Source organism: Pannonibacter phragmitetus DSM 14782 (assembly GCF_000382365.1).
Lineage (GTDB): Bacteria > Pseudomonadota > Alphaproteobacteria > Rhizobiales > Stappiaceae > Pannonibacter > Pannonibacter phragmitetus.
Window position 1 is genome coordinate 12,368 of record NZ_KB908222.1, and the last position, 24,760, is coordinate 37,127.

General features: G+C 63.8%; 22 protein-coding genes. 7 read left to right on the forward strand and 15 right to left on the reverse strand.

Annotated features, from left to right (window positions below; genetic code table 11):
• Positions 1-404 precede the first annotated feature (404 nt).
• Complete coding sequence (locus H163_RS0112860) at positions 405-1,430, forward strand: hypothetical protein (protein WP_019964998.1); 1,026 nt, start codon at positions 405-407, stop codon at positions 1,428-1,430.
• Between the two features lie 57 nt (positions 1,431-1,487).
• Here H163_RS0112860 and H163_RS22770 read toward each other — a convergent pair whose 3' ends face one another.
• Together H163_RS22770 and H163_RS22775 are read right to left on the reverse strand one after the other, a co-directional pair.
• Positions 1,488-1,829 (reverse strand): NHLP leader peptide family natural product precursor, encoded by a 342-nt coding sequence (locus H163_RS22770; RefSeq protein ID WP_147290454.1) that lies wholly within the window; start codon positions 1,827-1,829, stop codon positions 1,488-1,490.
• 39 nt (positions 1,830-1,868) lie between these two features.
• On the reverse strand, positions 1,869-2,216 hold the full coding sequence (locus H163_RS22775; protein WP_019965000.1) for an NHLP leader peptide family RiPP precursor: 348 nt from the start codon (positions 2,214-2,216) through the stop codon (positions 1,869-1,871).
• A gap of 263 nt (positions 2,217-2,479) precedes the next feature.
• On the opposite strand from H163_RS22775, the gene H163_RS0112875 reads away from it, so the two are divergent.
• Entirely contained in the window at positions 2,480-3,436 is a 957-nt protein-coding gene (locus H163_RS0112875; RefSeq protein WP_019965001.1) for a GNAT family N-acetyltransferase, read from the forward strand.
• A gap of 39 nt (positions 3,437-3,475) precedes the next feature.
• Positions 3,476-4,450 (forward strand): GNAT family N-acetyltransferase, encoded by a 975-nt coding sequence (locus H163_RS0112880; RefSeq protein ID WP_147290455.1) that lies wholly within the window; start codon positions 3,476-3,478, stop codon positions 4,448-4,450.
• 49 nt (positions 4,451-4,499) lie between these two features.
• Here H163_RS0112880 and H163_RS0112885 read toward each other — a convergent pair whose 3' ends face one another.
• The 4 genes from H163_RS0112885 to H163_RS0112900 all read right to left on the reverse strand — a co-directional run bounded on the left by H163_RS0112885 (position 4,500) and on the right by H163_RS0112900 (position 9,300).
• Positions 4,500-5,186, reverse strand: a complete 687-nt coding sequence (locus H163_RS0112885; RefSeq protein WP_019965003.1) for a response regulator transcription factor — start codon at positions 5,184-5,186, stop codon at positions 4,500-4,502.
• Positions 5,186-7,795, reverse strand: a complete 2,610-nt coding sequence (locus tag H163_RS22780; RefSeq protein WP_019965004.1) for a hybrid sensor histidine kinase/response regulator — start codon at positions 7,793-7,795, stop codon at positions 5,186-5,188. Before H163_RS22780 ends, H163_RS0112885 begins: the two co-directional genes overlap by 1 nt.
• 89 nt (positions 7,796-7,884) lie before the next feature.
• On the reverse strand, positions 7,885-8,157 hold the full coding sequence (locus H163_RS0112895; protein ID WP_019965005.1) for a hypothetical protein: 273 nt from the start codon (positions 8,155-8,157) through the stop codon (positions 7,885-7,887).
• Between the two features lie 3 nt (positions 8,158-8,160).
• Positions 8,161-9,300, reverse strand: a complete 1,140-nt coding sequence (locus H163_RS0112900; RefSeq protein ID WP_019965006.1) for a CobW family GTP-binding protein — start codon at positions 9,298-9,300, stop codon at positions 8,161-8,163.
• Between the two features lie 224 nt (positions 9,301-9,524).
• Here H163_RS0112900 and H163_RS0112905 point away from each other — a divergent pair, with 224 nt between their 5' ends.
• The 4 genes from H163_RS0112905 (at position 9,525) to H163_RS0112920 (ending at position 14,389) form a co-directional block, all read left to right on the forward strand.
• Positions 9,525-10,670, forward strand: a complete 1,146-nt coding sequence (locus H163_RS0112905) for an ROK family transcriptional regulator (RefSeq protein ID WP_019965007.1) — start codon at positions 9,525-9,527, stop codon at positions 10,668-10,670.
• A 210-nt stretch (positions 10,671-10,880) separates the two neighbouring features.
• Complete coding sequence (locus H163_RS0112910; protein WP_019965008.1) at positions 10,881-11,834, forward strand: TAXI family TRAP transporter solute-binding subunit; 954 nt, start codon at positions 10,881-10,883, stop codon at positions 11,832-11,834.
• 90 nt (positions 11,835-11,924) lie between these two features.
• Positions 11,925-14,036 (forward strand): TRAP transporter permease, encoded by a 2,112-nt coding sequence (locus tag H163_RS0112915; protein WP_019965009.1) that lies wholly within the window; start codon positions 11,925-11,927, stop codon positions 14,034-14,036.
• Entirely contained in the window at positions 14,033-14,389 is a 357-nt protein-coding gene (locus tag H163_RS0112920; RefSeq protein WP_019965010.1) for a DUF1850 domain-containing protein, read from the forward strand. Before H163_RS0112915 ends, H163_RS0112920 begins: the two co-directional genes overlap by 4 nt.
• 272 nt (positions 14,390-14,661) lie before the next feature.
• Here H163_RS0112920 and iolB read toward each other — a convergent pair whose 3' ends face one another.
• The 9 genes from iolB to H163_RS0112965 all read right to left on the reverse strand — a co-directional run bounded on the left by iolB (position 14,662) and on the right by H163_RS0112965 (position 24,645).
• On the reverse strand, positions 14,662-15,474 hold the full coding sequence (gene iolB, locus H163_RS0112925; RefSeq protein WP_019965011.1) for a 5-deoxy-glucuronate isomerase: 813 nt from the start codon (positions 15,472-15,474) through the stop codon (positions 14,662-14,664).
• The gene (locus H163_RS0112930; RefSeq protein ID WP_019965012.1) at positions 15,471-15,677 is read right to left on the reverse strand and encodes a hypothetical protein; all 207 of its coding nucleotides are present in this window, start codon (positions 15,675-15,677) and stop codon (positions 15,471-15,473) included. The genes iolB and H163_RS0112930 overlap by 4 nt, the downstream gene beginning before the upstream one ends.
• Positions 15,678-16,041: 364 nt before the next feature.
• A complete protein-coding gene (gene iolE / locus H163_RS0112935; RefSeq protein WP_019965014.1) occupies positions 16,042-16,944 on the reverse strand; it encodes a myo-inosose-2 dehydratase in 903 nt (300 codons plus the stop codon).
• A 3-nt stretch (positions 16,945-16,947) separates the two neighbouring features.
• Positions 16,948-18,774 carry a 3D-(3,5/4)-trihydroxycyclohexane-1,2-dione acylhydrolase (decyclizing) gene (gene iolD, locus H163_RS0112940; protein ID WP_019965015.1) on the reverse strand — a complete coding sequence of 609 codons (1,827 nt, stop codon included), beginning with the start codon at positions 18,772-18,774 and terminating at the stop codon, positions 16,948-16,950.
• Positions 18,771-20,681, reverse strand: coding sequence for a bifunctional 5-dehydro-2-deoxygluconokinase/5-dehydro-2-deoxyphosphogluconate aldolase (locus tag H163_RS0112945; protein WP_019965016.1), 1,911 nt, complete (start codon positions 20,679-20,681; stop codon positions 18,771-18,773). Before H163_RS0112945 ends, iolD begins: the two co-directional genes overlap by 4 nt.
• A 13-nt stretch (positions 20,682-20,694) precedes the next feature.
• Entirely contained in the window at positions 20,695-21,699 is a 1,005-nt protein-coding gene (gene iolG, locus H163_RS0112950) for an inositol 2-dehydrogenase (RefSeq protein ID WP_026355803.1), read from the reverse strand.
• A 31-nt stretch (positions 21,700-21,730) separates the two neighbouring features.
• Positions 21,731-22,510 carry an ATP-binding cassette domain-containing protein gene (locus H163_RS0112955; protein ID WP_019965018.1) on the reverse strand — a complete coding sequence of 260 codons (780 nt, stop codon included), beginning with the start codon at positions 22,508-22,510 and terminating at the stop codon, positions 21,731-21,733.
• Positions 22,510-23,607: an ABC transporter permease gene (locus tag H163_RS0112960; protein WP_019965019.1), complete on the reverse strand. Its 1,098-nt coding sequence runs from the start codon at positions 23,605-23,607 to the stop codon at positions 22,510-22,512. Before H163_RS0112960 ends, H163_RS0112955 begins: the two co-directional genes overlap by 1 nt.
• Positions 23,608-23,703: 96 nt before the next feature.
• Positions 23,704-24,645, reverse strand: a complete 942-nt coding sequence (locus H163_RS0112965; protein WP_026355804.1) for a sugar ABC transporter substrate-binding protein — start codon at positions 24,643-24,645, stop codon at positions 23,704-23,706.
• Positions 24,646-24,760 lie beyond the last annotated feature (115 nt).

Consider the following 24,760-nt stretch of genomic DNA (forward strand, 5'->3'; position numbering starts at 1 on the left):
GCCCCACATTCCCCAAACACGTAACACCCGGCGGCGGAGCAACCCCGAAAGCACCCAAAAAACGCCAGCCGCATCCAGCACCAACGATGAGGCACTGGCAATCCCGGCCACACACAATACACACCGAAAACCACACAAGAGAACTATTCAAGAGCGTCAAAAATCATCTGGTGATTAAGCAAAAACAAACAAAAAATACTCGATATCAAAGGAATGTCATCAATAATAAGAATATACATACATGATAATATTTCATGAACTTGAAACATCAACGGCCATTGATATTCCACTACTTCAGCACATCAAATTACGTGGTATCAATATCGAACAGAGTACGTGCGATCGTAGAAGCCTTTGCCAAGCGCAAGAGGCTCGCCAGCGAAAGCCGGTCTGGAGATCACCTGATGAATGCTGCAGCCCCTCTCAAGCACCCTGTTCCGGGCACGCTCAGTGCCACGGCTGGATGCCTGTGGGAGGGTGCGGAGCCCCAGAACGCTTCAGCCCTTGAGATCCTCAACGCCGGACAGCAGACCATCACGCCACCTGTCCGCGACGCCGTTGTCCAGAACCTCGTGTCCCTTTTCCGCGGTGACTATCTGCTGGCACGGCTGATGCTGGAAGAAGGCCGCTTCATGGTGTTTCAGGCCATCCTGTGCCTGAGCGCCGCGCAGAACCCGGAAGACAGGGACAGCTGGCTGACACTCGGGCGACTTCAGGCCCGCCTCTCCTCGTCAGGCATGACCAGCCGCAACCGGATCGAGGCCCTGGTGGCCATTTTCGAGCGCTATGGCTTCATCGAACGGCGCAAGGCGGAGGAGGATCTGCGGATCAGCATCCTGATGCCCACGGCCCGCATGTGGTCCGCTGACGCGCTCTTCACCGGGATGCACCTGTCCCCCCTGTGCCTGCAGCCGGATCAGGGAGACCAGTCGGCGGCGGCAAGCCAGCTTCTGGCCCGCCTCAGCCATACCGGCGAAACGGGCAGCGGGGCAAACGGCAGCCTGCACCAGCATGCGGACCCGATGGCACCGGCCTGGTCAGAGCGCAGCATCGCTCCGGCAACGGCAGGCCATCGCAACTGGCGCCGCGGCTTTGCCCCCCTGCTGCAGGATTACTTCAGCATGCGGATGCAGCACCGCTCCGTCTCGGCGCTGGCAGAGCGGGACGGTGGCTATCTTACACTTTTGATGCTGCTGCATGAAGCAGCCCAAACCGGCAGCAGCCGCATCCAGATGGGCTATGAAGCCATCTCCGAGCATGCCGGCATTTCCAGAACCCACGCCCGCCTGCTGATGGAGCAGGCCGAAACGCTGGGCCTCGTTCAACTGCACGCACGCGGCGGCCGCGACATCGAAGTCCGGCAGAGCGCCTGGGACGCGATGGACAGCTGGCTCACCGGCAACTTTGCTTACCTGCTGGCGACTGACTGACCTCAGACATGAGAAAGGCGCCCGCCGGCTGGCAGGCGCCTTCTGTTCTGCTGCCCCTCAGGGGCGTACGGACTGAAAGCGGATGAAAGAATTCAGCACGGTCAGCAAAGATACCAGATTGTCGGAGACACCCACGCCAGCCGAAACCCGTGCCAGCTGATCATCGGTAAGCGCCCCGTCATCCACTGCGGGCGGGAGCACGAGGACAGCTTCTCCGGCTTTCTCCTCGATCACCCGGATCGAAAGCCCGCCGAAACCGTCTACACCGAGCAGCTTGCCAAGCGCCGCCTGCGGATCGGCCTTCAATGCCTCGCGGAAGGGCGCATCTTCATCAGCCCTGGCTGCGGCAATGGCCTGCAGCCGGCTTTTCACCTCAGAGATTTGATCCAGAACCTGCATGGTCATCACTCCCTGTCACTGACTTAGGAACAGCTTCCGTCAATTGCCGGAATCACGAATGATCTTGACGATGGTGCCGCGCTGGCCGCCCCGCGGATCAGGGCAGGGGTTGCCCTCGGCGCCGCCTGCTGCGTAGTCCAGAATTTCATCTGGCAGCTCGTCCTGCGCGATGGCACGCGGCAGCACCAGAACCACTTCGCCCGGCACCTCTTCCAGAACACGGATCTTGAAACCGGGGATCGGATCAACGCCGATCAGTTGCTTCAGCGCCGCGCGCGGGTCCTGCAGCAACAGCTTGCGGAAGGCCTCGTCGGACTGCGCCTTCTCGATCAGCGCGCGCTCGATGTGCTGACGGGCCTGCGTCATGGGATCGGGAACGTGGGACATTTTCACTCCGCCTTTGCGTTGGAAAGACAATCAGGGGCCTGCCGGTGCGGCGGGCCAAGCCAGTCATCCTGCATGCCGGGCTTCAGGGCCCTCGGAAGGCGCCCAGAGTGCAGAAATCATCTGATGGCTGTTATAGGCGCGGCGGATGGCACAGAGACGGATTGGACCTCAAAAGTGCCAAAACAAACCGCCGCGCCTGCGCTAGTAAGGAGGCAGACAAGCCGGGCCGCCGCGGGGCGGCCGGTATATGGCGGCAGGCCCGAATGGACACCATGACAGCACAGGATCAGGGCACGCAGGTGCCGCAGATCCGCGAAACCAGACCCGAAGAAGCACCAGCCCTTGCCGCGCTGACCGCAGGCGCCCTGCAGTGGATGCTTGCCGCGCCCACTGAGAACATGCGTGTGCTGCGCCTTGCCGCCTACATCGGCGATGAGCCCGCCGGACTGGTCCTCTCATGTGCGGGCGAAGGCGGCCTGCAGGAGCTCTCCTCCATCATGGTGGCACCGAAGTGGCGTGGCCGGGGCATCGCGATGATGCTGTTGGCGCGGCTGAGCCAGACCCTGCACAAGGGCGGGCGGCGGGGCCTCTATGCCCGCTGGTCCAGCCGCCTGCCGCGCGCGGCCGAGTTTGCCCGGCTGCTGGCCTCCTCCGGATGGGGCCAGCCCGAGGTCTCGCGCCGCCGCATGTCATGGCGCATTGGTGACTGGCCAAAAGGCTTTCCCCTGCGCGACCGCATCCTGACGCGGCTGGAGGCAAAGGGGCTGCGCTGCGTCCGCCTTGACAGTCTGGATGATGCCAGACGCCAGCAGCTTGTGCAGGGGGGACAGGATCTGATTGCGCAGGGACGTGCGCCGGAGTGGTCCAACCCCGCATACTGGGCGCAAGGCGAAGGGGCAGGCCTCAGCCAGATCCTGTTTGACGGGACAGGCGCGGTTCAAGGCTGGCTCGTGTGCGTCCAGCAATCCGCCTTCCAGCGCTGGTATATTCCGCAGGGCTGGGTTGTGCGCGAGCGTGTCCAGCAAGGCTGGCTTCTGGGCGGCGTCGCACGGCTGCTGCAGGTGCTGGAGGAAGAGGCCGGCCCCGACACCCTTCTCATCTGCCAGCCGCCCGCCGATGTGCCCGGCGGCATGGAGCAGATGCTCTACAAGCACTTTGGCAGCCACGCGGCTTCCACCGACTACCTCTTCGAGAGCGAGTACATATTCAGCGCAGACTGAATGCTCCGGAGCCCGTACAACACCACTGTGAGCACATGAATGTCCCCGACACCAGCCAGGCCCCCATCGATGCATCTGACGGAGCCGATTGAGATCAGACCTTGCAGGCCCGACGACCTGCCCCGCTTTGCTCCGCTGACCGCGCAGGGACTTTCCGCAACGCTGCGCGAAGGGCTGAGCGGCGCAGAGCAGGACCGTTACTGTCATCTCGGCCTGTGGCTGGGCGACATACCCGCAGGACTGCTTCTGTCCCGGCGCAGCAGCATGGCGCCCGGCGAGCAGGAGCTTCTGTCCGTAATGGTTCTGCCACTTCTGCGCCGCCAGCATCTGGCCCTGCGCCTGCTGGAAGCCTTTGCCTCAAAAATGAAGGCGGAAGGGCGCACCCGGCTTGCCACCCTATGGTCCGAGCGGCTGCCGCAGGGCGAGGCTTTCGCCAGTCTGCTGACCGCCTCCGGCTGGCTGCCTGCGGCCAAGGCGCGGCTTCGCATGGCCTTTCACGTGGGTGAGCGGCACGACGCCCTGCCGCAGCACGAAATGCTGATGCACCATCTTGAGCGCCGTGGGCTCGTTCTGAAATCTCTGGCCAGCCTGGATGCACGCGAAGAGGCAAGCCTTTCCGCCGCCACGAGCCAGCTCACCGTCCGCCAGGCCCTGCCCGCCTGGGCCGATCCACAGCTGTGGCAGGAGGGGCTCGACCGTGAGGTGTCGCAGGTGCTTCTCAGTGCCGGTGGAGAGCCTGCCGGCTGGCTTCTGGCGCAACATCATTCGGCGCCCGGGCGCTGGACTTTGCCCTGCGGCTGGCTGTCACCCTCCATTCGCTGGAACGGTGCACTGATTGCCGGGATGGGAGAGCTTCTGGCCCGGCTGGAAGAGATACGCGGCCCCCAGTCGAGCCTCATCCTGCAGCCGACCACAACGGAAGGCGCCAGGGTCTGCCTCCTGCTCGACCGCCGCTTCCGCTCCTATGCCATGTGGGCCGACAGCATTCTGGAGAGCCACAAGGCTCTCGGCTGATCTGGACTGTTCAAACGGGATGGCCCCTGCGAAAAGGGGCCATCCCGGCTCAGTCCGGCTTGCCCTGCGAGGGCATCAACGCATAGCCGACGCCCCGGATCGTGACGATCGGCGCATCTTTCCCCTCATGCTGCATCTTCTTGCGCAGGCGGGCGATCAGGTTGTCGACCGTATGGCCGCTGATATCACGCGGGTCGCGGTTGGAGATCACATCCAGCAGAAAGTCCCGGCTCAGCGGCTGCATCTGACGGGAAGCCAGCGCCACCAGAATGTTGAACTCACCAGCCGTCAGTTCGACCAGCTGACCGTTGGGACGGAACAGCTCGCGGCGCACCACGTCCAGAATCCACCCGTCAAAGGTGATCACCGGCTCACGCGAGCGGCGCAGCACGCTGCGGATGCGAGCAAGCAGCGTGCGCAGATTGATCGGCTTGGTGACATAGTCATCCCCGCCTGCATCGAGCCCGGCCAGCACATCGTCATCGGAATCCCGGCCCGTTACGAAGATGAGGCCGAACCGCTCGCCGAGGCGCAGTTGCCGCGCCAGTTCGATGCCGTCCTCGTCCGGGAGATTGACATCAAGCAGGATGATATCCGGCTGCAATCCCTGCAATCGCGCCCGCAGATCCGCACCGCTGCCTGCGGTGATCACACTCATGCCATTATCCGTGAGAAAGCCGGAAATCATCTCCAGGCTCTCTGGGGCATCTTCAACGACGAGGACTGTTGCGGTCATCAGTATGCTGTCTTCCCGGGCGCATCAGGCGCCTGCGCACCCGCATTCGTTTCGAGCTCTTCAATCGCTGCACGAAGTGCGGTTGAAAGCTCATCGATAGCGCCGTTACTTGGCGCCGCTTTTTCTGTCAACAACAGGCCTGCAGCATGCTGAAGGTCCGTGTAACCCATATTCGCTGCGCTTCCCTTCACGCGGTGTGCAATACGCTGCAGCTCCACGCTACCAGCGTCAACCTTACGCAAAGCTTGAAGCTGCTCTTTCAAATTCTCAAGGAACAAGATTTTGAGTTGCGCGAGCCGATCTTCCCCCAGAAGCTGGGCAGGGGCAGCGGCCTCATGCCCAGCGCCGCCGGAGGAGGCAGGGCCGGTCAGCAGCTGCCCGAGTTCTTCCGCCAGACCCCGCACGCGCTTGCCTTCCGCACGGCCGCAATCGAAGGCTGCCTCGACCCCGAGGCGCTGCAATTCATCCAGCGCGGCAGGCCCGCAAGCGCAGGTCACGAGCCGCATGCCGCCTTCGCAAAGCTCTTGCGCCACAGCCACGTCGCCCATGCGGCGCGGGAACAGGATCATCACCGGAAAGGGCCTCACGGCCAGAATATGCTGCGCTGCCTTCACGTCCGGCAGCGGAAAGACCCGGTAGCCAAGACCGGTAAGCTCCTCGGGCAAGCCTGGCGGAACGTCCCCTGCAATCAGCATATCTGCACCCGGAAGAATGTTGAACGGACGCAAGGGGCGCGGTTCTGCACTTGCCCGCTCCTGTGCCTGCCGCCGGCTGGCGGCCCGCTGCAGCATATCGTTGAGCACCTCAGGCCGCACCGGCTTTTCCAGATGCCCGTCCATGCCCGCCTCCTGCGAACGGCGGCGGTCTTCCGGAAGCGCATTTGCCGTCAGCGCGATGATGGGCAGATGGCGGAAGGCCCCGCCCAGCGCCCGGATGGCGCCGCAGGTCTCATAGCCATCCATGCCCGGCATCTGCAGATCCATCAGCACCACGTCAAAGGGGCGGGTCTGCACCAGCTTCAGCGCCTCTTCACCGCTGTCTGCCACGGTGCAGACATGGCCTTCGCGTTCCAGCAAGCCACTGGCGACCAGCTGGTTGACCGGATTGTCCTCCACCAGAAGGATCGCCAGGCTTTGCAGCGGCACCAGACCGGCCGGCGCGCCTGCCCCCAGCTCTGCTGCAGCTTCCGGCAGGGAGCGCCCGGATGCCGGTGCCATGGGCAGGTTCAGCTGGAAACAGCTGCCTTCGCCTTTCACGCTGGTCACGGAGACACTGCCGCCCATGGCTTCCGCCAGCCGCTTGCAAATGACAAGGCCCAGGCCCGAACCGCCATAGCGGCGGCGGATCGAGGCATCGGCCTGCGAGAAGGGCTGGAACAGACGCGGCATCTCGTCCTGTGAAATGCCAATACCCGTATCCCGGACAGAAAAGCGGAGCGGCAGAGCCCCGCTGCCCGCCTTCGTCCCGCCGGGCAGCTGCCCCTGCAGGTCAACCGTTATGCTGACCGAACCCTTCTCGGTAAACTTCACCGCGTTGCCGGCCAGATTGAGCAGGATCTGGCGCAGTCTGGCCGGGTCGCCTGCCACATGCCGCGGCACCTCGGGGTGCAGGTCGAGACGGACCGAAAGCCCCTTTTCCTGCGCCTTGGAACTGACAAGCGTCATGACATCCTGGAGAATTTTCTGCAGGTCCAGCGGGACATTTTCGTGCTCCGCCGTTCCCGTTTCCAGTTTGGACAGGTCCAGCACATCATCCAGGATGGTGGCCAGAGCCTCAGCGGATTGCTGCAGGATTTCCAGCCGCGTGCGGGCGACCGGCGGCAGCTCTTCGGCCTGTGCCAGCCGCACCATGCCAAGCACGCCATTGAGCGGCGTGCGGATTTCGTGGCTCATGACAGCCAGAAAGTCTGCCTTCACTCTGGCCCCGGCTTCTGCCTCGTCCTTGGCCTGCCGCAGTTCCTCATTGATCTGCCGCTCCCGGTCAATGCGCAGAAACTCTTCCCGGCGCATGCGGTTGAGCTGCACCCGCGCCACGCTTCCGGCAACGTAACCGACGGTGACCGCCAGAAAGATGGACGCAAGATCCAGCGGCGTTTCGGGCTGCGGCCTCAAGACACCCCAGAACAGCAGGCTGACCAGAGGCGCATAGGCACTCGTCAGCGCCACCATCCAGAAGCGGCCGGGCAGATACATGGGCATGGAAATGGCGATCAGGGGCAGCAGCAACCCGCCGTGGCGGGTCAGCGCCGGATGATCAAAGATCAGGCCGTTGAGAAAGAAGAAGGGAATAATCTGAGCATAGGTCAGCCAGGTGACACGCTGATGGCTAACCTGCTTGTTGAGCCCGAACAGGACCGCAATGCAAAGCACCGCCAGCAGCGCACGTATGCCAAGAAAGAACATGAGGCGCGGCTCGTCCAGCATCATCACGTCCATCGGGATGAAGGCAAGGCTGGAAATGGTCGTGGCCAGAATGCAAAGCTTGGACGAGCCGAGCGTTTCGCGCAGGGACGCCGTGCAATAGGCATCCTCCCGCTCACGATCGAGAAATTCGCCTGTCCAGCTGAACAGCCGTGATGCAGGAAGGTCCAGGGCGGGCTGCATGCTCATCGAATCGGGCCTGCGCAGGTCTGTGGTTTCCCGAAGACATAGCGCCTTATTCACAGGCGCGCGACGTCAACCCGAAAAACGCCAGAAGCTCAGCTGCCCGCAGCCAGCTTCCGCACATCCGCCTCGCTCACCTCCGTCAGCGGCATGTGCAGACGGTGCACTTCGATGGGATGCCCCTCGCGCAGCAGGCCGATGACCGTTTCCACATCCGGGCAGCCCTCATCGCGGCACGTCAGTTCCGAGAGAGAGATAGCCACGCCCTCTTCCAGCGCAAAGGCCGTGCGGACCCAGCCCTTGATCTCCGCGATCTTCTGCGGAATGCCGCGTGAGCGCGGCTTGAGCGGATTGATGAATGCGGTCATGTGTCAGGCGTCCCGTGTTGGTTTGGGCCCCAGCCCGATTGCATTGCGCAGGCGCTCCATGGCTGAAGGACGGCCGATGAGCACCGCTTCAAACAACTCGCGGACGGGCTTTTCTTCCAGCTCGTCCGTGATGAAGACGAGCCGCCCGCGCCGGTCTTCGCTCGGCCAGGCCTCCAGCTGCACCGCCGGAAACACGGCATGCTGCACGGCATGGATGACCAGCGGCTTGTCCGGCGCATCTTCCAGCGCGATCAATCCCTTGACGCGCAGGAGGCGCGGCCCCGCCGCCTTGACCAGCACATCCATGAAGCGCTTGTAGTTGGCCTCGGCAAAAGGCGCATCGGAGGTCAGCACGAAGCTGTTCACCCGCGCGGCGTGGCGGGAAAGGCCGCCCTTGCCATGTGCATGGCCGCCTTCGGCGCTGACCGCCTGATCCATGGCGAGCCAGCCCAGTACATCCTCGCCAAGGCTGGCCGGCTGATAGTTGCGCGGCACGAACAGGCTGTCGAGATCAACGCCTTCCCCGTGCCGGTCGGTGAGTTCAGCCGCAGGGTTCAGCTGCCGCAGGCCTTCAGCCAGCAGATCGATATCGCGCTTGCTCGCCGGATCCTGCGCCAGATCCGTCTTGGTCAGGACGATACGGTCGGCAAAGGCCACCTGCTTGGCAGCCTCGAAATGGTTCTCGAGCGTGATTTCGCCGGTGATGATGTCCACCGTGGTCACGACACCGGCCAGTACGAAATGCCGTGCCACCACATGATCACGCAGGCCCATGGCGGGCATGGCACCGGCCACCAGCTGGTTGACCAGCGGCGCGGGATCGGCAAGGCCGGTGGTTTCGATGATGACGCGGGAGAACGGGGCCACATCGCCGCTCTCCACCGCTTCATACAGCTCGTAAAGGGTTCCGCGCACATCGGAGCCGGCGGTGCAGCACAGGCACCCGGTGGAGGTGCGCATCAGCTCACCCCGGCCCACCCGGACCAGATCATGGTCAATCGGCACCTCGCCGAATTCATTGATGATGACCGCCGTGTCCTGCCCGTTCTCGCGGGCCAGCAACTCCTGCAGAAGCGTCGATTTGCCCGAACCGAGAAAGCCGGTGAGGACGATAACGGGGATTTTCTGCGTAATCTTTGGCATTCCGTCCCCAATTCCTCGCACCGGCGCTGCAGTTCATTCTGTCCTGCCTTGAGGCAATCAGCCAGGACCCCGGCTAGAAATAAGCATCTGGCACGTGCTGGCAAGCGCGCGCGTTTTTGTTACATTATTACATGCACTCCGGCGCTGCAAGACGGTCAGGCGCTTGACAGCAGGGAAGTTCAGCTTTTTAGTTCGTCAATCTGACGAACTAAAAAGAGCCCCATATGGTCCCCGTCCCGCAGCATCCGGCCACGCATCACACTGTATTCCAGCAACTTCTCACCAACGGCCCCATGTCCCGGGCTGAGCTGGCGCGCCGCTGCGGCTTGTCGAAACAGACGCTGACGCTCATCTGCCGGGCGCTGGAGACTGCGGGGCTCATCCGTCAGACCGGTGAGACCGCAGGCCATATCGGACGGCGTGCATCGGTCTTTGCGCCCGTTCCAGAGACTGCCTGCTGCGCCGTAGTGGATCTGGGCGGCACCAAGGTGGCCGTGGCGCTCTCAACCCTCAACGGCACGCTGCTGCCCGGCCTGACGGAGCCAACGGACAGCCGGGGCGGCGGGCGCGTCATCACCCAGATCGCCCGCCTGTGCCGGGAAGCCGCTGCGGCTTCCGGCATTGACTGGAACCGGGTGCGCCATGCCGTCATCGGCGTGCCCGGCGCGCCCGACAGCCGGACAGGCCGGGTGATGATGGCGCCCAACATTCCCGGCTTTGACGCATTCGACGTATGCGCCGCCTTTGCCGAAGCGCTCGGGTGCAGCGTGCAGCTGGAAAATGACGTGAACCTCTCCGCCGAAGGCGAGCGGTGGGCTTTGTCTGCCGCCGCTCCTGTTCTGGACATGGCCTATGTTTCCGTGGGCACAGGCATCGGCTGCGGGCTGATCTGCGACGGCCGGCTCTTGCGCGGCGCTGCGCATGCGGCCGGAGAAATCGCCTTCCTGCCCTTCGGCGCTGATCCCTTTGACCCGCAATCGCGGGACTGCGGCGCGCTGGAGCAGGAAGCAGGCTCCCACGGCATGCGCCACCGCTACCAGGCGCTGAGCGGTGAAGACCTCACCGTGCCGGAGATTTTCGCCCAGGCAGAACAGGGCAACTCTGCCGCCGAAGCCGTGCTGGAGGACACCGCCCGGCTTGTGGCTCGCGCCATCGCCGCCCTTGCCGCCATCACCAACCCCGCCCTTGTGGTGCTGGGTGGTTCCATCGGCGCAAGGGCGGACTTCATCGCCCGTGTCCGCGCGCTTCTGCCGCTGTGTCATCCGGCTCCGCCGGAAATCCGCCGCTCGCAGCTCGGCGGAGACGCCCCGCTGACAGGCGCAGCCCGGCTTGGTCTTCCCCGGCTGATCGAGGCGGCCCTCGGCGGCTGAGCAACGCACCTCGTTCCAAAGGCGCCCTCCCCCGGATGGCCTCGGTATAAACACGGTTGCCCTAGCGCCATTTCCCCCGCTACCTTTGCTGCCGGTAAGGCTCACGGGAGGAGACCTTGTGCCCGTGTGGCCATGAGCCAGAAGGCAGTTGCGGCACCAGCCGTGCTGCATGCCGGACGAAAAGACCGGAACCAAAAGGGAGGCATATTCATGAACCTGATCAAGCGTTCGCTTGGTGCTGCTGCCATCGCCGCCACGGCCATGGGCGTTGCCATGGTCCCGGCCAAGGCCGAATTCATCAACGTGCTCACGGGCGGCACATCCGGCGTCTACTATCCGCTGGGCGTTGCCCTGTCGAAGATCTATGGCGACAAGATCGAAGGCGCCCGCCCGCAGGTGCAGGCCACCAAGGCCTCGGTCGAAAACCTCAACCTGCTGCAGCAGGGCAAGGGCGAGATCGGCTTTGCCCTGGGTGATTCCGTCAAGCTCGCCTGGGAAGGCGATGCCGAGGCCGGTTTCAAGGCACCCCTGACCAAGCTGCGCGGCATTGCCGCCATCTATCCGAACTACATCCAGATCGTTGCCTCCAGGGACAGCGGCATCACCGATCTGGCCGGCCTGAAGGGCAAGAGCCTGTCCGTGGGTGCGGCCAAGTCCGGCACCGAGCTGAACGCACGCGCCATCTTTGCCGCCGCAGGCATGGGCTACTCGGATCTGTCCAAGACCGAATACCTGCCCTTCGCCGAGTCCGTGGAACTGATGAAGAACCGCCAGCTCGACGCTACCCTGCAGTCCGCAGGCCTTGGCGTGGCCTCGCTGAAGGACCTTGCCACCTCGGTTCCGGTCAACATGGTCTCCGTGCCGGAAGACGTTGTGACGAAGCTGGGCGCGCCCTACATCGCCGCCACCATTCCGGCTGGCACCTATGAGGGCCAGAGTGCCGACGTGCCGACGGTCGCGGTCGTCAACTTCCTCATCACCCATGAGGATGTCTCGGAAGAAACCGCCTACCAGATGACCAAGCAGCTGTTCGAGAACCTGCCGGAAATGGTCGCCGCCCATGCAGCAGCCAAGGCCATCAGCCTCGACAATGCCCTCACCGGCATGCCCGTGCCGCTGCATCCGGGTGCAGAGCGCTTCTACAAGGAAAAGGGCCTGATGTAAGGCCCCGGCTGACGGGGGGGGAGCGCGGCATCTGCGCTCCCCCTTTTTCCCTTTCCGCATTGCCGCACCCCGCGAAAGTTCGAGCCGCGCATGAGCACACCCCTCTCTCCGCAGACCCAGATTGCTGCGCCTCAGGAAGACCCGCATGGCGCTGGCTTTCAGGAAGGCTTCGAAGGCCGCCTGCTGTTCTGGATCGCCTTTGCCTTTTCCGCCTTCCAGATCGCCACGGCCGCCCATGTCATCGACCTGCCGAGCCAGATCGTGCGCGCGGTGCATGTCGGTTTTCTCGGCCTGCTGACCTTCCCGCTGGTCGCCGCCGCCCGGCATGACAAGCTGCCGGTGCGCATTGCCGCCTGGCTGATGGCTTTCGCCGCCGTTTCCGTCGCCGCCTATCAGTGGTGGGATTACACCGACCTGCTGATCCGGGCAGGCGACCCGCTGCCGCGGGATCTGGCAATGGGGGTCATCGCGCTTGTGACGGTCTTTGCTGCCGCCTGGGCCATGATGGGGCTGGCGCTGCCCATCATTGCAGGGCTGTTTCTCGCCTATTGCCTCTTCGGCCAGTATCTGCCCGCGCCGCTGGACCATCGCGGTTACGATTTTGCGCAGGTTGTCGAGCACATGACCTATGGCACGGAAGGCATCTACGGCATTCCGGTCTATGTCAGCTCCAGCTTCATCTTCCTGTTCATTCTCTTCGGCTCCTTCCTGGAGCGGGCCGGGATGATCAAGCTCTTCACCGATGTCAGCCTCGGCCTCGTCGGCCATGCCACGGGCGGAGCCGCCAAGGTGTCGGTCATTTCCTCCGGCCTGATGGGCACCATTTCCGGCTCGGGTGTTGCCAATGTGGTCACCACCGGCCAGTTCACCATTCCCCTGATGAAGCGCTTCGGCTACCGCCCGGCCTTTGCCGGTGGTGTGGAGGCCACATCCTCCATGGGCGGTCAGATCATGCCGCCGGTCATGGGTGCGGTGGCCTTCATCATGGCCGAAACGCTGGGCGTTGAATATTACGAGGTGGTGCAGGCGGCCCTCATTCCTGCCGTGCTCTATTTCGCCTCGGCCTTCTGGATGGTGCATCTGGAAGCGGGCAAGCGGAACCTGCGCGGCCTGCCGAAGGACGAACTGCCCTCCGCCGTGAAGGCGCTGAAGGAAGGCTGGTTCCTGCTGCTGCCGCTCGGCGTGCTGGTCTATCTGCTCTTCGGCGGCTACACGCCGCTGTTTGCAGGCACCATCGGTCTGGGACTGACGGTCCTGCTGATCCTCGGCGGCTCCATTGCGCTTGGCCTGCCGCAGGGCGTCATCCGGTCGATCTTCTGGATCGGTCTTGGCCTGACGGGCGCCGCCTTCTTTGCGCTCGGCATCAAGGTGCTGCTGATCGCGATCTCGGCGCTCATTCTCCTCAACATCTTCACCAAGGGCGGGCGCAACACGCTGGCCCTGTGCCGCGACAGTCTCGCCGATGGCGCCCGCACCGCCCTTCCCGTTGGTGTGGCCTGTGCCCTCGTCGGCATCATCATCGGCACCATGACGCTGACGGGTGCGGCCACCACCTTCGGCCAGTTCATCGTCAGCGTCGGCCAGAACAGCCTGTTCCTCTCGTTGCTTCTGACGATGATCACCTGCATCGTGCTGGGCATGGGCATCCCGACCATCCCGAACTACATCATCACCTCGTCCATCGCAGGCCCTGCCCTGCTGGAACTCGGCGTGCCGCTGATCGTCAGCCACATGTTCGTGTTCTATTTCGGCATCCTCGCCGATCTCACCCCGCCCGTGGCGCTTGCCTGCTTTGCCGCAAGCCCCATCGCCAGGGAAAGCGGATTGAAGATCTCCTTCGAGGCGGTGAAGGTGGCAGCCGCCGGGTTCGTCATCCCCTTCATGGCCGTCTATACACCGGCCCTGATGCTGCAGGATGGCGGCGCGCTGGCAGAAAGCATCGGCTATGTCCCGGCGGTGATCTACATCGTCCTCAAGGTCGCCATTGCCATCAGCCTGTGGGGCGCAGCCGTCATCGGCTGGCTCGGCGTGCCGCTGGCCTGGTGGATGCGGGCGCTCGCCATCGCCTCGGCGTTTACGCTGGTGGCGGCCCTGCCGGTCACCGATGAAGTGGGGCTGGGGCTCTTCGCCCTCTTCGCCTTCCTCGTCTGGCGGGCCAACATGGCGGCAGGCAACAAGGCCACCCCGAACGCAGGCGCATGAGCGCCTGCCTTCTGGCCGGAGCACTGACGCTCAGCCTCTCCGGCCCTTTCACGCTGGAATGGACCCACTCCGTCGAAAAGACGGAGTGGCAGGAAACCTGGGCGGTAACGGAAGAGGGCCTCAGACTTCAGGAGGCCCGTGTGCGCGGCTCGGGCGCAGGCATGGAGCCGGGCGATGGCGCCCGGCTTCAGGACGGCTGGTGGGTCTGGACCCCAAACCTGCCGCCGCAAGCAGAGCTGCTTCTCGCCGCCTCCGGCGCCACCGTCTCCGGCTGGACCCTCTGCGCAAACGGCACCTGCCACATGATCGGTGCCGATGCCTCGGAACCGGTCAGAATTGCGCCGTGTGAGTAGGGGGAGGCAAGGATCATTGCGGCCTGAGTTTTGCTCGACTCCCAAAGTCAAGAAACCCCTCTCCCCCCTTGAGGGGGAGATGTCTGCGACAGCAGACAGAGGGGGGTAGCAGCGCCTCGATACGGCAGAACCTCTCTCTTGAATGGACAGTCAGTTTCCCCCCTCTGCCCCCTGCCGGGGGCATCTCCCCCTCAAGGGGGGAGAGGGTTTGGTGTCTGACTAGTGGACCGGGAAACCTAACCCGTCACGAGGATAAAGAGCGGCTGCACCTGTCACTTCACCATGTCGCGCTGGTAGATCCAGTCATGGTCCGGGTGGTTCTTGAAGCGCCACTTGCGCAAGGGGCCGGCCATGACGTTGAGATAATACATCTCGTAGCCATAGGGCGAGCCGCAGGGGTGGTGGCCTTTGGGGACCAGAACCACGTCATGGTTGGAGACGGCCATCGTCTCCTCGAGAGAGCCGTCCTCGGTGAAGACCCGCTGGATGCCGAAGCCCTGTGCCGGGTTGAGCCGGTGATAATAGGTCTCTTCCAGATAGGTCATGTCCGGATAGTTGTCCTCATCATGCCGGTGCGGCGGATAGGACGACCAGTGGCCGGAGGGGGTGAAGACTTCCGTCACCAGCAGGCTGCCAGCCACATCCCGCCCTTCCATGGCGATGTTGTGGATGTAGCGGGTGTTGGTGCCCTGCCCGCGCTGATCAAGCTGGATGCCATCCGGCCCCAGCACCTGCGCTTCATGGGTGCCCTTGCCTGGTGCCGAGCAGACGGCCAGCGTCAGATCCGTGGTGGCGGTGGCAGACCAGTCCGACTGGTCCGGCACATAAAGGCAGGCGGGCGGCAGACGCTCGAACACGTCCATGCGCAGCCCCAGCTCGCCGAAATCCTTGCCCGATGCGGAGAGGCGGGCCTTGCCCTCGACCAGCACGAGAATGACTTCGCGTCCGCCGGTGGCCTCACCAACGCTTTCGCCCGCCTTCAGGCGGTAGAGATCAAAGCCCACATAGCCCCAGCCGGCGCTTTCCGGCGTGATGGCATGGGTCTTGCCGTGGGTGCCTTGCGGCTTTCTCAGAAGCTTGCTCATACCGTTCCATCTCCGCCCTGTTGCGGCTTGTAGGTGATGATCAGAGCCCACGCGGCATAGGCCGCAATGGCCGCGAAGAACAGCGCCCAGCCCGTGGAGCCGTTCCAGTATTCAAACCCGGCCCAGCCAGCCGTGACCACCACAATGGCAATGCGCCGCCACAGCGGGCCGTAGAAGGAATGGGTCGGGTCAATAATCTTCATCAAGGTCTCTTTGCTGCGAGGGATCAGGAGAGAGCGGCTGCGCCGAGCGTAGCAGATGTCCGGGGCATGCGCTGAATATACCCCGGACGGAGCTTCATGCCATGTTTCCCAGGTCCGGCCTATTGCCGCAGCGCCCCTCTCCCCCCTTGAGGGGGAGATGTCTGCGTCAGCAGACAGAGGGGGGGTGCAGCGCCTCAATACGGCTGGCTCTCTCACAAACGGACAGTCCATTACCCCCCTCTGCCCCCTGCCGGGGGCATCTCCCCCTCAAGGGGGGAGAGGAGTTTGTGCCTGACGGAAGTCCGTTGTAAACACTGCCCCGCCAGGGAGATGGGAGGCCGGAGAAACCCCGCCCCCAGCTCCATCACCTGCCCTTGTCAAGCCCAGCCTCGCGGGCGAAGCTGCGCAAGGCGTTGAAGCCCATGCTCTGGTACTCGAAGGGATTGCGCACGCTCGGGTCCTGCTCGGCCTCGATGACAAGCCAGCCTTCGTAGCCGTGCGCGGCTGCGCTCTTCAGCACGGGCAGGAAGTCCACGCCGCCTTCCGCATCGCCCGGCACGGTGAAGACACCGCGGCGCACGCCTTCGAGGAAGGAGAGGTTTTCCTCACGCACCTGACGCATGATGTCCGGGCGCACGTTCTTGGCATGGATATGGCGCACGCGGGCCATGTGGCGCTCGGCCACTGCTGCCGGATTGCCGCCGCCGAAATAGCAGTGGCCGGTGTCGAACAGCAGCTTGGTGGCCGGTCCCGTGTGCTGCATGAACAGATCGATTTCCGCCTCGCTCTCCACCACCGTGCCCATGTGGTGGTGATAGACCAGCGTGATGCCCTGCTCTGCCGCAAAGGCCGCCAGCGCCTCGACGCCCCGGCCAAAGTCAGCCCACTCGGAGGCGGCCAGCACCGGCTTGTTGTTCACCGGCACGCCGTCATTGCCATGAATGGCATTGGAGGTTTCGCAGGTGATGATCACCTTGGAACCCACCGCCTTCAGCAGGTCGAGGAAGGGCTGCATCGCTGCCTTCTCATCCTCGATGGAGTTCGTCAGAAGGTTCAGCGAGTGCCAGCCGGAGATATATTTCAGCCCGCGTCCGCCCAGCTCCTTGGCGATGCCTTCCGGCGTCGTCGGCAGCTTGTGGCCCTTCTCGATGCCGTCGAAACCGATCTTGGCGGTTTCATCGAGGCACTGCTCAAGCGAAATATGGGCGCCGAGGGTCTGGTCGTCGTCGTTAGACCAGGCAATAGGATTGGTGCCATAGAGGATCATGGATCAGTTTCTTTCCTGAAGCGAACGTTCGTAGGACTCGCGCGCCGCCCGCACTTCGGCACGGGCGGAAACTTCCGGCACCGCCACATCCCACCAGTGGCCGCCATGGGGCGTGGAGGGGTAGGGATCGGTGTCAATGACCACCACAAACGGACCGCTCGCCGTCTTCGCTTCGGCAAGAGCTGCCTCAAGCTCGGCGATGGACCCGGCCTTCACCGCCTTCGCCCCCATGGCACCTGCATGGGCCACGAAGTCGATATGGCTGGGGTTGGTGTGGTTGGTGTGGTCGAGAAGGTTGTTGAACTCGGCTCCGCCGGTGCCCATCTGCAGCCGGTTGATGCAGCCGTAGCCCCGGTTGTCGGTGATGACGACCGTGATCTTCTGGCCCAGCATCACGGCGCTGGCGAGTTCGGAATTCATCATCATGTAGCTGCCGTCACCGACCATGCAGATGACGTCGCGCTCCGGCTCCGCCATCTTGATGCCCAGCGCTCCGGCGATCTCGTAGCCCATGCAGGAGAAGCCGTATTCCATGTGATAGGACATGGGGCGGCTCGCCTTCCACAGCTTATGCAACTCGCCTGGCATGGTACCGGCGGCACACATCACCACCGTATCGGGACCAGCTGCACGCTGCACGGCGCCAATCACCTGCTGATCCGTGGGCAGGCCGTTTGCATCCGCTTCCGGCGCAGCCGTCAGCGGATCGACCTTGGCAAACCAGTCCGCCTTGAGGCTTGCGGCAACGGCCGGGCCCTTGTGGGCACCCAGCTGCGCTGACAATTCGCCAAGGCAGACGCGGGCATCGCCCTGCAGCGGCACGGCGCCATGCTTCATGGCGTCATAGGCTGCGACGTTGATGGAAACGAGCTTGCGCGCCGGATTGCGGAACAGCCCCCAGGAGCCGGTGGTGAAATCCTGAAAACGGGTGCCAACGCCGATGACGAGATCGGTATCCTTCGCGGCGCTGTTGGCGCTTTCCGATCCGGTAACACCAACGGGGCCAAGGTTGAGAGGATGATCCCACGGCAGGGCCGACTTGCCCGCCTGGCTTTCCACCACCGGAATCTGATGCGCCTCGGCAAAGGCCTTCAGCGCTTCCGTGGCGCCGGAATAATGCACGCCGCCGCCTGCGATCAGCACCGGCTTCTTCGCGGCGCGGATCAGGGCCACCACTTCGGCAAGTTCCGCCTCGTCCGGGCGCTGGCGGCGCTGGCGCCAGACGCGGGGGGCAAAGAACTCTTCCGGCCAGTCATAGGCTTCCGCCTGCACATCCTGGCAGAAAGCCAGCGTCACCGGGCCGCAATCGGCAGGATCGGTCATCACCGCCATGGCACGCGGCAAAGCAGTCAGCAGCTGCTCGGGCCGCATGATGCGGTCGAAATAGCGCGAGACCGGGCGGAAACAGTCATTGGCGCTGATGGTGCCGTCGCCGAAATCCTCGATCTGCTGCAGCACCGGGTCCGGCCCGCGATTGGCGAAGACATCGCCCGGCACGAACAGCACCGGCAGCCGGTTGACATGGGCCAGCGCTGCCGCCGTCACCATGTTGGTGGCGCCGGGACCGATGGAGGAAGTCACCGCCATGGCCCGGCGGCGGCCAAGCTGCTTGGCATAGGCGATGGCCGCATGGGCCATGCCCTGCTCGTTGTGGCCCCGCCACGTGGGCAGCGTGTCGCGCACACCGTAGAGCGCCTCGCCGATACCTGCCACATTGCCATGGCCGAAGATGGCCCAGACCCCGGCGATGAAGGGCACGCCGTCTTCGGTCATCTGGCTGGAAAGCCAGCGCACCATGGCCTGGGCGGCGGTCAGTCTTACCTTGCTCATGCCGCAACTCCCGTTGCACCGCGTGCCGCATCCCAAGTGGCGGACAGGCGGGCGAATTTTCCGGCCATCTGCGCGATGGCCTCAGCATCCGTCATGGTTCCGGCGAGCCAGCCGCGTGCCGCCTCGCTGTAAATGGTGCGCCCCACGGCAAAGCCCTTGACCAGATCATGCTGCGCCGCCGTGGCGAAGCAGGCCGCCAGCTCGTCCTCCGGCGCATCAAGACCCAGCACCACGATGCCGCGCACGCGCGGATCATAGGCCTTGATCATGTCGCAGGTGCTCTTCCAGGCAGCATCGGAGCGCATTGGCTCCAGTTTCCACCAGTCCGGATAAACACCGAGCTTGTAGAAGCGCTCGATGATGCGGGCGGTCGTGTCATCATCCACCGGGCCAACCTTGGAGGGGATGACCTCGAGCAGGAATTCCAGCCGGTTGCGGCGGGCAGCGGCAAACAGGCGCTGGATCACCGCTTCCTGCTCGGCCCACAGCGCCGCATCGTCATCCGGATGGCAGAAGCACAGAACCTTGACCACATGTTCCAGCGGCCATTCGGCGAGACCGCCATAGTCCGGCCCCAGCTCCGGCTCCAGCGTCAGCGGACGCGAGCCGGGCCACTCGACAGGGCGGCCGATCCACAGCCCCTTGCCGGCCGCCTGATGCAGGGCGTCGCGGCCAAGGCGGTTGTCGCACAGAAGACCGTACCCGGTCTTGCCGGCAGCCACTTCTTCCACGGCGGCAAGGCAGAGCTTCTTGAAGGCGCCGATCTTCTCCGGCGTTGCCCCCGGCAGCTCTTCCAGCTGGCGCCGGTGATCGAAGGCAAAGACATGCATCGACGGCCAGTCATAGGAGCGGTTGGTGGACCAGTGCACCTGCTCCAGCTCAGCGTCCTTGCGCAGCGCAGGCGTAACGATGCCGCGCTTCAGGAAGAACTGCAGCTCCTCCCAGGACGGATAGGCCGGTGTGCAGCCATGACGCGACACGGCAAAGGCACCGCAGGCATTGGCATAGGTCAGCGCACGCGGCCAGGTCTCGCCGTCGAGCCAGCCCTTCAGCAAGCCCGCCATGAAGCCGTCGCCCGCGCCCAGCACGTTGAACACCTCGATGGGGAAGCCCGGCCCTGCCTCGCCTTCATCCAGCGTATCGGGAATGGCTCCGGCGAAGGCGGCAGCGCCCATGGGGCCGCGCTTGCAGATCAGCGTCGCCCCTGTCAGCGCCCGCACGGCACGAAGCGCCTCGATGGTGTTGGTGGAGCCGCCTGCAATGTGGAATTCCTCTTCCGTGCCGACGATCAGATCGAACAACGGCAGGTGCTGCTGCAGGCGGGCCGTCACCTTGGCCGAAGCGATGAAGCGGTTTTCGCCGTCGCCATGACCGGACAGGCCCCAGAGGTTGGGACGGTAATCAATGTCGAGCGCCGTCTGGCCGCCGCTTTCGCGGGCAAGGCGCAGGGCCTTCAGCACGGCAGCTTCGGTGCGCGGATGGGACAGGTGCGTGCCGGTGGCGACAACAGCCCTTGCGCTGGCGATGAAGGCGGGGTCGATATCATCCTCGCAGATCGCCATGTCGGCGCAGTTCTCGCGGTAGAAGATCAGCGGGAACTGCTTGTCGTCACGGATGCCCAGCAGCACGAGGGCGGTGAGGCGTTCCGGGTCGGTTTTCACCCCCGTCACATCCACGCCCTCGCGCACCAGCTGTTCGCGGATGAAGCGGCCCATGTGCTCATCCCCCACGCGGGTGATGAGGCCAGCCTTGAGGCCAAGCCGCGCAGAACCGGCGGCAATGTTGGTGGGCGAGCCTCCGATATATTTCTGGAAGCTGCCCATATCCTCAAGACGGCCGCCCACCTGGGAGCCATAGAGATCGACCGAGGACCGGCCGATGGTGATGAGATCGAGGGTCTTGCTCATCCGCGTTGGTCCTTCAGCCCGTGATTTCCGAGAGGCGCACGGCCCGCCCTTCTGCGACCGACTTCAGCGCCGCTTCCGCCAGAGCCAGTGCCTTCAGCCCGTCCTCACCCGTGGTGGGCGGCACGGTGCGGTCCGTCACGGCCTTGATGAAGGCGGTGATTTCGGCGGCATAGGCTGCCGTGTAGCGGGTCATGAAGAAGTCGAGCAGCGGCGGCTTGTGATAGCCGCTGGCATCGGCCACCTCGATGTTGGCTTCGCGCAGGTTCTCTGCAGCCACCAGCCCCTTGGCCCCCAGCACCTCAATGCGCTGGTCATAGCCATAGACCGCCCGGCGGGTGTTGGTGATGATCGCCTGACGGCCTGAAGCGGTGCGCAGGATGATGTTGACGCTGTCAAAATCACCGCGCTTGCCGATTTCCGGATCGACCAGAACGGAGGCAGAGGCCATCACCGTTTCCACTTCCTCGCCCAGCAGCCAGCGGGCCACGTCGAAGTCATGGATGGTCATGTCGCGGAAAATGCCGCCCGAACGGGAGATATACTCATACGGAGGGGGCGAAGGATCGCGGGAGGTGATCGTCACCATCTCCACATCGCCAATGCGGCCGCTGTCGATGGTCGCCTTGAGCGCGGCGAAATGCGGATCGAAGCGGCGGTTGAAGCCGACCATCAGCGTGGCGCCGGTTTCCTTCACCGTCTTCAGGCAGTCCTTGACGCGCTGGACGTTCAGGTCCACCGGCTTTTCGCAGAAGATGCCCTTGCCGGCGCGGGCGAAGCGCTCGATCAGGTCTGCATGGGTGTCTGTCGGGGTGCAGATGATGACGGCATCCACATCCTTTGCCGCTTCAATCTCGTCGATGGTGCGGATGGAGCAGCCATGCTCCGCCGCCAGCGACTGAGCTGCCGCAGCGACGGGATCGGCCACGGCAATCAGCGTGGCTCCTTCCGTTGCGGCGATCGCCTTGGCATGGACGCGGCCAATCCGCCCTGCCCCCAATACTGCGAAACGCATTGTCATGTCGGTCTTTCCTAAATTAACCCGCAACACCTCAGATCGTGCCGCCGAGCGAACCCTCAAGTTCAGCCAGTTCCTTGCCGCCTGCCATGAGGTCCTGCAATTCTTCCGGCTTGATTTCCCCGCGTTTTGCGGTGCCCAGCGTCTTGCCGCGGTTCAGCACTGTGAACCGGTCCCCCACCGCCATGGCATGGCGCACATTGTGGGTGATGAAGACGACACCAATGCCGCGCTTGCGCACCTTGTCGATGGTTGCCAGCACGTTGGAGGTCTGACGCACGCCGAGCGCTGACGTCGGCTCGTCGAGGATCAGCACCTTGGCGCCGAAATAGACCGCACGGGCGATGGCCACCGTCTGGCGCTCGCCGCCCGAAAGCGTGCCGACCGCCTGTTCCGGCTCGCGCAGGTGAATGCCCATGTTGGCCATTTCCTCCAGCGTCACCCGGTTTGCCTTGTCAAAGTCGATGAAGCGGAACGGGCCGAACTTCTTCTCCGGCTCACGGCCCATCCAGAAGTTCCGGGTGACCGACATCAGCGGGATCATGGCCAGATCCTGATAGACCGTGGCAATGCCTGCGCCCATGGCGTCACGCGGGCTGTTGAAGGCCGTAGCCTTGCCGTCCACCAGGATCTCGCCCGAGGAAGGCTTGTGCACGCCCGCCATGGTCTTGATGAAGGTGGACTTGCCGGCGCCGTTGTCGCCGAGCAGGCAGTGGCACTCTCCGGCCTTCACGTCGAAGCTGACGCCTGCCAGCGCGATCACGGGGCCGAAATGCTTTTCGATGTTGCGCAGTTCGATGAGCGGGGCGGACATCAGCGTTCTCCCGTGATCATGCGGCGGATGTAGGTATTGAGGATCACGGCGAGGATCAGGATCGTGCCGAGGAACACCCGGAAGAGCGAGCTTTCAGCGCCCGAGAAGAACAGGCCCTGCTGCACCACGCCGAAGATGATGGCGCCCAGCGCCGCACCGATGACCGAACCATAGCCGCCAGTCAGCAGTGCGCCGCCGATGACCACACAGATGATGGCCTCGAATTCCTTCAGCAGGCCACGGTCTGCCGCAGCCGAACCGAATTCGATCACCTGGCAGGTGGCGAACACGGTGGCGCAGAAGGCGGTGAACATGAACATCAGCACCTTCACCCGGTTAACCGGAACACCCACATAACGGGCCGCCTGTGCATCTCCGCCCGAAGCGAAGATCCAGTTGCCGAACTTGGTGCGGGTGAGAAGGATGTGACCGAAGGCGACCAGAACCAGCGCCCAGACCACAAGCATCGGCACGCCTTCCACCACCGGAAGCCCGGCCTTGGGACCGGCCACGAACTTGCCGACAAGGCCGAGATCCGCGAACCAGACGAAGAGATCCTTCAGGATGACGCCGCCAAAGAGGAAGGCGAGCCAGTCGTTCTGTGCCAGATCCTTGACGCCGCCGATGATGGTCTGGCGGGTGGTGAGGATCGACAGCCAGATGGTGAGGCCGCGCAGGATATATAGGAAGGCCAGCGTGACGATGAAGGATGGCAGCCCGGTCTTGATCACCAGCATGCCGTTGATCCAGCCCAGCGTCACGCAGATGACAAAGGCCGCGATGATGGACACCCACACGGGCAAGCCGAATTTGACACTCAGAATGGCGATCACGATGCCGGCAAAGCCGATCATGGAGCCAACGGAAAGATCGAATTCACCGGAGATCATCAGCAGGCAGGCGCCCACGGCGATGATGGCAAACTGGGCGGACACCACGGTCCAGTTCATGATGCCTTCCGGCGCGAACATGCCGGAGTTGCCGGCAATCAGAAGGAAGAAAAGGAAGACCAGAACGGTGCCGGTGGTCGCACCCAGCTCGGGCCGGATCATGGCACGGCGCAGGGCCGAGACCTGCTTGATGCGCTCGTCCGTCATGAGTTGCCTCGATTTTCAGGAAACGTCTGTTGCAAGGGGCCGGGGCGCTTTCACACCGCCCCGGCCGGGGCTGGAATTTCAGCTCAAGCCAGCCGCTTAGCGGTACTGGCCGGCGTATTTCTCAACCAGTGCGATGTTGTCCTTGGTCACGAAGCCCGGACCCGAGTTGATCGAGTTGCCCGGAACGACGCCATAGCGGGCGTAGTTGGTGAGGATCACGACCGGCAGATAGCCCTGCAGATAGGGCTGCTGATCGATGGCGAAGTTGATGGTGCCGGCCTTGATGGCATTGGCGATTTCCGGCGAAAGATCGAAGGTGCCGAAGAAGATCTGGCCAGCCTTGCCATTCTGCTCCAGCGCCGCCAGCGTCGGATGCGCAGAGGTGGGGCCGAGGGCAAGGATTGCACCCGTGTCCGGATTGGTCTGCAGATAGGCCGAGACCTTGTTCTGGATTTCGGACGGGTCCTGACCGGCGTCGATCATCTGGTTGCCGAGTTCCACGCCGAGTGCGGCAGCAAAGCCCTGGCAGCGCTCCACGGAGGCCGGGTTGGTGATGTAATGGTTCACACACAGGAACGACTTGGCACCGGCTGCCTTGGCCTTTTCGCCCGCGCCGAAGCCTGCGTCATATTCCGGCTGGCCCACATGCAGCAGCGCGCCAAGCTTCTTGGACTGCTCGATGGTGCCGGAGTTGATGGTGATAACCGGAATGCCCTTGGCCACAGCGTTGGAAATCGGGCCGGACAGCACGTCATAGTCAGCGATGGTGACGATGATGCCATTCGGGTTGGATGCTGCCGCCTGCTCCACGATGCGGGCCATGTCGGCCAGATCACCGGTCGGCGGGTTGCGGTATTCGACGCTGACCTTCATCTGGTCACCGGCAACGGCGATGGCATTCTTGATGGTGTTCCACCAGCTGTCGCTGTCCGGCGCATGGCTGACCAGGACGAACTTTTCGCCTTCGGCAGCAGCCGGAGCAGACAGGCCAGCCACGGCGATGGCCGCAGCGGCAATGGCGGTAAGCGCTTTTCTCATCATAACCTCCCAGAGTGCGGATCCGCCGGCTCCCCCCGGCGGCCACCCGGTCCGGATATGTCCGGGCTTCGGGTGTGGAATATTCATTCCATTTCTAGGTTTGATGCAACAGTTT